7 protein-coding genes and 1 pseudogene are annotated in these 6,733 nt (G+C 45.9%); 4 read left to right on the top strand and 4 right to left on the bottom strand.

Features of this window, described 5'->3' with window-relative positions; genetic code table 11:
* Nucleotides 1-340: 340 nt before the first annotated feature.
* On the bottom strand, nucleotides 341-1,177 hold the full coding sequence (locus AB4Z45_RS32620) for a helix-turn-helix transcriptional regulator (RefSeq protein ID WP_076270881.1): 837 nt from the start codon (nucleotides 1,175-1,177) through the stop codon (nucleotides 341-343).
* A gap of 247 nt (nucleotides 1,178-1,424) precedes the next feature.
* On the opposite strand from AB4Z45_RS32620, the gene AB4Z45_RS32615 reads away from it, so the two are divergent.
* Nucleotides 1,425-2,396 carry a Gfo/Idh/MocA family protein gene (locus AB4Z45_RS32615; protein ID WP_441913799.1) on the top strand — a complete coding sequence of 324 codons (972 nt, stop codon included), beginning with the start codon at nucleotides 1,425-1,427 and terminating at the stop codon, nucleotides 2,394-2,396.
* Nucleotides 2,397-2,426: 30 nt separating this feature from the next.
* Nucleotides 2,427-3,365 (top strand): aldo/keto reductase, encoded by a 939-nt coding sequence (locus AB4Z45_RS32610; RefSeq protein ID WP_441913798.1) that lies wholly within the window; start codon nucleotides 2,427-2,429, stop codon nucleotides 3,363-3,365.
* Between the two features lie 42 nt (nucleotides 3,366-3,407).
* Here AB4Z45_RS32610 and AB4Z45_RS32605 read toward each other — a convergent pair whose 3' ends face one another.
* The gene (locus AB4Z45_RS32605; RefSeq protein WP_441913797.1) at nucleotides 3,408-4,220 is read right to left on the bottom strand and encodes a helix-turn-helix domain-containing protein; all 813 of its coding nucleotides are present in this window, start codon (nucleotides 4,218-4,220) and stop codon (nucleotides 3,408-3,410) included.
* A 134-nt stretch (nucleotides 4,221-4,354) separates the two neighbouring features.
* On the opposite strand from AB4Z45_RS32605, the gene AB4Z45_RS32600 reads away from it, so the two are divergent.
* Complete coding sequence (locus tag AB4Z45_RS32600; protein WP_441913796.1) at nucleotides 4,355-5,164, top strand: phytanoyl-CoA dioxygenase family protein; 810 nt, start codon at nucleotides 4,355-4,357, stop codon at nucleotides 5,162-5,164.
* A 51-nt stretch (nucleotides 5,165-5,215) separates the two neighbouring features.
* A complete protein-coding gene (locus tag AB4Z45_RS32595; RefSeq protein ID WP_441913795.1) occupies nucleotides 5,216-6,031 on the top strand; it encodes a sugar phosphate isomerase/epimerase family protein in 816 nt (271 codons plus the stop codon).
* Between the two features lie 120 nt (nucleotides 6,032-6,151).
* On the opposite strand, the pseudogene AB4Z45_RS32590 reads toward AB4Z45_RS32595, so the two are convergent.
* Together AB4Z45_RS32590 and AB4Z45_RS32585 are read right to left on the bottom strand one after the other, a co-directional pair.
* Nucleotides 6,152-6,352: pseudogene (locus tag AB4Z45_RS32590) on the bottom strand (transposase); the annotation flags it as partial.
* Between the two features lie 40 nt (nucleotides 6,353-6,392).
* A partial coding sequence (locus AB4Z45_RS32585; RefSeq protein WP_441913794.1) for a hypothetical protein occupies nucleotides 6,393-6,733 on the bottom strand: 341 nt, incomplete at its 5' end.

Below are 6,733 nucleotides of genomic sequence, written 5' to 3'. Positions count from 1 at the left end.
CATAAGTGTCTGTAAGAACCAATAGGTTCTTACAGAGCCCAAGTGAAGGGTGGTTACTCGCGAAAGAGAGTATTAAGCGCATATGTGTTCTTACACAGCAAAAAGTAACATTCATAAGTGTCTGTAAGAACCAATAGGTTCTTACAGAGTTCGAGAGCAGCCGGGTTACTCACAAAAGAGAGCATTAAGCGCATATGTGTTCTTACAGAGCAAAAAGTAACATTCATAAGTGTCTGTAAGAACCAATAGGTTCTTACAGAGCTCAAGTGCAGCCGGGTTACTCACAAAAGAGAGCATTAAGCGCATATGTGTTCTTACAGAGCAAAAAGTAACATTCGTATTACACCCCGTATAGCTGACGATATACCGTAGGCGTCATTCCCTCATGAGCCATAAATCTTTTGTTGAAGTAGCTGACGCTCGGATAGCCGGCATCACTAGCGATTTGTCCGATATTAACATCCTTGCGCTCCAGAAGCCATTGCTTCGCCATTTGAAGCCGGCAGCGCGTAATAAAGTCCATCGGCGTCATCTCCATCACATTTCGGAACAATTTGCAAAAATAGTAGGGGCTAACTCCTGCTTTTTCAGCCCATTGCTCGAGTATGAACGGCTCAGCCGCTTCCTGCTGCATTAAAGGGAGCAGCTTTAAGATGCGATTGCCGGACGTACTAGCTTTGCTGCCGGATATCGGCACAGCTTGCTCGATGAACACGGCGAGTATGGCATACATGAGAGCAGAAAGCTTGGTCGGATGCAGCATGCGAGACTTTTCTGCCTCGACCAGCAAATCCTCATGCACCTGTTCCCAAGCGGTTGGCTGACGGATTGTCCAGAGCTGGCTTTTGTGAAACCCTCGTTCGATCATATAGTCCTGAAGCCCGCTCCCATAAAAATGAACCCATCTTATATCCCACGGATCATCCTTGCTGCTGTAGTAATGCTGTCTCTGCAAGGGGAAATAAAGAACAGCTTCACCAGCCTCGAGGGTGTGCACCTCGCCATCCCACTCCACATAACCTTTTCCAGAAACAACGTAATGAATATTAAAGTTATTGAGCGCTCCCGCCATACGAAGCGTGTAATGATCAGGCTCATTCCAGTAATTCCCGACAGATTCAGGTAAACAGAAAAAAGGATTATTTGGCAGCGTAAGCAGATGTATTTGTCTTTGCATGTTGCTCACCTCAATGACAATATTGTTTTAACTTATAACAAAATAATATCATTTTATTTTTTGGCTATCTACTTTAAACTAGAGGCAAGCACAATGAAATCGTTTGATACTAATTTGTACCTCACGATTTAGGTGCAGCGCTCTGAATTGATGGTGTAACTAGTTTCAGCTTGCAATCGCAATATAATAATAAAATAATGGTTGAGGTGACGATGGAGTGACGACGAAGAAACTAAAATGGGGCATCATGGGCTGCGCTGGAATTGCCAAAGGCGCAGTAATACCTGGCCTTCATCTTTCGGAATTAAATGAGGTAGCGGCTATTGCTAGCCGTGACGTGGACAAGGCAAAGAAGACAGCAGAAGAGCTGAATATCCCGACTGCTTACGGCAGTTATGAAGAATTGCTTGCTGATGCTTCTATTGACGTTATATACATTCCACTCCCAAATCATTTGCATAGAGAGTGGACGATCCGGGCTGCTGAAGCAGGAAAACATATTTTATGCGAGAAGCCGCTTGCTTTGACTGCGCATGAAGCAGCTGAAATGTCTGAAGCTGCTGCGAAAGCAGGCGTGTTATTGTCCGAAGCTTTTATGTATCGCTATCACCCTCGATACGACATGATCAAGAAAGTGATCGCAGATGGGGAAATAGGCGACATTCGCGGCATTCGCAGCGCGTTTACCTTCAACAATGCAGGACATAAAGAAAACGTGAGATACCGCAAGGAGTGGGGAGGCGGCTCGATTTACGATGTAGGCTGTTATCCAATTAATGCTGCTCGCTTGCTGCTTGGCAAAGAACCTGAAGCCGTCACAGTTCAGGCTTTGTTCTCACCAGAGCATGATCATGTCGATATGATGGCCTCTGGATTAATCGAGTTTGAAGGTGCGGTTTCACTGACGTTTGATTGCGGCATGTGGGCAGCATTCCGCAACCCGCTTGAGGTGCTAGGTACAGAGGGTATTATCGAAGTGCCTTCCGCATTTGTGACTGGCGCGCCGGGCAGCGGTAATTTCTTCGTCGATGCAAAAGGAGAGCGCCGTGAAGTTGAGGTGCCGCATGTAAACGCCTACACTTTGCAGGCCGATCATATGGCAAATGCCATTAACGGTGTATCAGAGCTTCAGTTCGGCAGCGCTGATGGGGTTAACAACATGAAAGTAATCGATGCTTGCCTGCTTTCAGCTCAAGAGCATACACGAATTAAAATATAACGAAACCATAATTAAGGAGGCAAAACAACGATGGAATATATTCAAATTGAAGGTTCACCCAAGCAGGTATCTCGCTTAATGAAGGGGTCGGATTATTTCTATAACGATTCCTACGAGAAAGCAGCAACTAATCTGGACGCTTTTCTAGCAATTGGAGGCAATTCAATTGACACAGCCCACATTTATTGCGGCGGGGAAAGCGAGGAAGTGATTGGCCGCTACATGCAGGAACGCGGCAATCGGGAGCAATTGGTTATTTTGACCAAGGGCGCACATCATGATCATACGGGTTCGCGTGTGAGCAAAGAGGCCATTGCTCATGATTTGGAGATTAGCTTAAAGCGTCTCCAAACCAACTATATCGACCTTTATGCACTGCATCGGGATGATCCGGCAGTACCAGCAGCAGAGGTTATCGATATTCTTAATGAGCATGTGAAAGCAGGAACTGTTCGAGCGATTGGCGTATCCAACTGGACATGGCAGCGTATTAAGGAAGCGAATGAATACGCAGCTGCAAATGGACTTGTCGGTTTTTCATTCAGCAGTCCGAACCTTAGCCTTGCGAAAGCGAATGAACCGTTCTGGCATGGCTGCGTCTCTGCTGATGAGGAAACCTGCGCATGGCATGAGGAAGAGCAATTCCCGCTGCTTTCGTGGTCATCGCAGGCAAGAGGATTTTTCACAGGTAGATTTACTCCAGAAGTGAGAGATAATGAGGATCTTGTACGTGTATTTTATAGCGATGAGAATTGGGAGCGTCTGGCGCGTGCAAAGCAGTTGGCAGCTGAGAAAAACGTTACTGCTATCCAGATCGCGCTAGCATACGTGCTAAACCAACCGTTTCCGACTTGTGCCTTGATTGGCGCGCAATCAGCGGAAGAGCTTCATTCCTGTGATGCAGGATCGCTCATTTCGCTCACCAAGGAAGAGATGGATTGGCTTGATTTAGCCGTACAAAAGGTTTAATCATCACTTCCTAATTAAATAGATGAAACCCTAAGGACAAAGCTACTCGTTATGAGCGGCTTTGTCCTTTTTGTATGTTCTTGGGCTTACGCCATAACTTTTGCGAAACAACGCAGCAAAATGATTGTAATTGTTAAAGCCGACATCAAGCGCTGCTTCGGTTGCCGAACGGCCCATATGCTCCATGAGAAGAGCCGCTTGCTGAAGCCGCAGATGATTCAGATGCTCGACCACGCTCGTTCCAGTTTCCTGCTTGAATAGATGGGATAGCCGCGAGAGAGATAAACCAACCGACCGAGCCAACTCTTCAATGCGTATCGGCTGCTCCATATGCTGTGATAAATACTGCAGGGCAAGCTCGATGCGAGGATCCAGCCGTTTATCCAGCTGCTGCGCTATTAGCAATATAACTTGGCGCAGTGCATTCTCGCATAACATTTGCCAGAAGCTTGCCCGCTCTCTCGAATCACTCAATATATGATCGAAGGTGAGTTGTACTCTACTTCTCATATTGCCGTCTGGAATCGTGATGACGATGCTTTCATCCTTTGGCAAATAGTCAATTTCAGGTAGTTTCTGAAAATGTGCCCAATAAAAGTGCCAGCTGCTTCCCGCAATCGTCCCATACTCGTGGGGAATGCCAGCGCGCAGCAGCCCGATTTGTCCCTTGCGGCAGCGCCTCTCTCCAGCGGGTGTGCGTAAATAGCCTTCACCCTCTAAGGTAAAAAAAATAAGCCAATCACTTATTCCGTTTGGCCTGCGATAACGATAGGAATCGGATTCATCAAATAGACCACTTAGAAACACACCGCCATGTGCTTCTGTTTCAGCTTCTTTTCTGTGATTTGAAAGCATGCCAAACACCTCCTTCATTTTCAAAATAGCATAATACAAGTAGTTTTCAGCAGTAATCAATCTTCCTTAAAAATAGCGAAACCACTATGATTATGTCAAGAGCAATGATTAATTCAGTGAAGGAGCGTTATGCGATGACAGAAGCATTGATTGCACTAACAGAAGAGCAGGTTAATCAATTTCGTACTGAGGGCTACATTGTGATAAAAGGCCTTTTTTCTCAGGAAGACATTCGTACCATAGAAGATACTTTCGAGGAAATAAGCCATAAAGCGGTGCCTGGCTATTTCGAGCCTGATCTGTCAGGGGAGACAGATGATCCGTTAAAGCGTTATCCGCGGGTCATGCATCCGCATCGTTTTAATGAGACGTCCAAAAAATATTTGCTTCATAAGCCGGTTATGGACGTATTAGCCGATCTTTATGGCGAAGAAGCGCTTGCAGCCCAAAGCATGTTTTATTACAAGCCGCCAGGCTCACGCGGTCAAGCGCTGCATCAGGACAATTTTTATTTGCAGGTGGAGCCAGGCAATTGTATCGCAGCTTGGACGGCGATCGATGCGGCAAATGAGGAGAACGGCAGCTTGCTTGTCGTTCCGAAGACGAGCGAGCATGAAATTAGCTGTCCTGAAATTGCGGATTCAACGGAATCGTTCACTTCCCATTTCGTTAAGCCGCCTAAGGATCACAAGGCGATGCCGGTAATTATGGATAAAGGCGACGTGCTATTTTTCAACGGGAACTTGATTCATGGGTCGTATAGAAACAAAACAAAGGATCAATTCCGCAGAGCCTTCATCTGCCATTATGCGAATGCATCAGCAACTCATATTAGCGATCATTATCGCCCTTTGTTTAGACAGGATGGCACCGCAGTAGATTTGGAAATTAACCCGGACGGAGGACCATGCGGAGTTGAATTTGATATGGCCTATCCGCACTAATTAATGATGAAAACAGAAAATAAATTGTTGGTTGAGATGTCCTGGTGGGGTATGAGCGGGTTGCAAGGAACAGCGGGGCATGCGCAAGATATGGAAGGGAAATTCAAGCTAATAGCAGAAAATGGTTTCGACGGCATTAACGCCTTTGTGCCGGCACCTGAGGAAAGCAGCTTATGGAAAGAGCTGCTCCATAAATACAATATGTCATTCAGTGTAAATGCTTATCCTTCTTCACTAAACGAGATGTCTCAGTTTTTGGAAAAAGCAGCAGCGTTCGAAAACATCGGCTACATCAATGCACAGGTGATGACGCCTTTCCTCATTGGCGATTCCGCCATTGAACTGCTATCTGGAATTGATGCACTGTCGAGGCAGGCGGGCATCCCGGTTTATGTAGAGACGCACCGAGGTACGATTACACAGGATCTCATCCGAACGCGGCAATATTTGCAGTCACTGCCGGAACTGAGGCTTACGATTGACTATTCACATTATGTCGTAGCTGGTGAGCTTCATACGATTTCGGATGAGGCGGAGCAGATGCTGCAAAGCTTGCTGCCAAACACGCATAGTATCCACACTCGTATCTCGAATGGCGAGCAAATACAGATCGACCCAGGGGAAGCAGGCAATCATCCGATGGTACCCCATTTCTCCAGATGGTGGGGCAGTGCAATGAGACACTGGCTTAATGGACAAAGAAAAGAGAATGATTCATTCCCTATCGTCGTTGAGCTGGGTCCTCCATCGTATGCGATTACGTCAGATGAAGCTGGTTCTCGGCAATCGGAGATTAGTGACCGCTGGTCGCAGTCCCTTTATTTGAAGCAACTTGTGAGGCAGCTTTGGCAAAAGGAGATCCAATAATTGAAGGGGCTGTTCCATAAGCATCAAGCTCGCTGAGGAATAGCTCGCTTTGAACGGGAGTATTGGTAGCAGTACAGGAGAGCTATTCCTGTACTGCTATTTTTCTATTCTGGTCTATGCTTACTTCATAGGATTATGGGCAAGCGAAAGCCACCCGACCTCCAGACTTACCTTAGGTAAGCTGCGAAGCAGAAACGCCGGAATCCTTGGTTATTCTTTATCTGCCCTAAAAATACTTTCGGGTTCAATCATTCGTCTTACCGACAGCGAATATCCATCCTCACAGCTCAGTTTTTCCCTTGCTTGCTGCTTGTAGCGCATAATAACTCAGACTGACCATATCCAGCATCGGCGATGATCGTCATATGATTGTAATGTGCACGAACCGATAGTGGAAAGTAAATAAGTGTAAAAGTGCACCTGTTTTTAACATACAAGATTGGAATGTTGCAAATAGGTGTACTAATACCTCTAATTGATCAGATTTGAAGAAAATTTGGTTAAATAAGTGCATTTCTGCACTTAGATGAAGATGCTGCAGGCGCTGCCGCAAAAGTCTTTGCATCAGGGAAACATCCCCGTTTTCAAATGAAAGGACTTCAAATTCCACTGTATAGTGGAGCTTGAGGTCCTTTTTCTCGATGAAAATAAGTTCTAAGTAGTGCTCAAAAAATCGCAAAATGACTTTTGAGACAGCCCCTT

Origin of the sequence: Paenibacillus sp. MCAF9 (genome assembly GCF_052114265.1) — a bacterium.
In the GTDB taxonomy this organism is placed as follows: Bacteria; Bacillota; Bacilli; order Paenibacillales; family Paenibacillaceae; genus Pristimantibacillus.
Note: the sequence above shows the minus strand (reverse complement) of the source record. Positions and strands in the feature narration are given on the sequence as shown.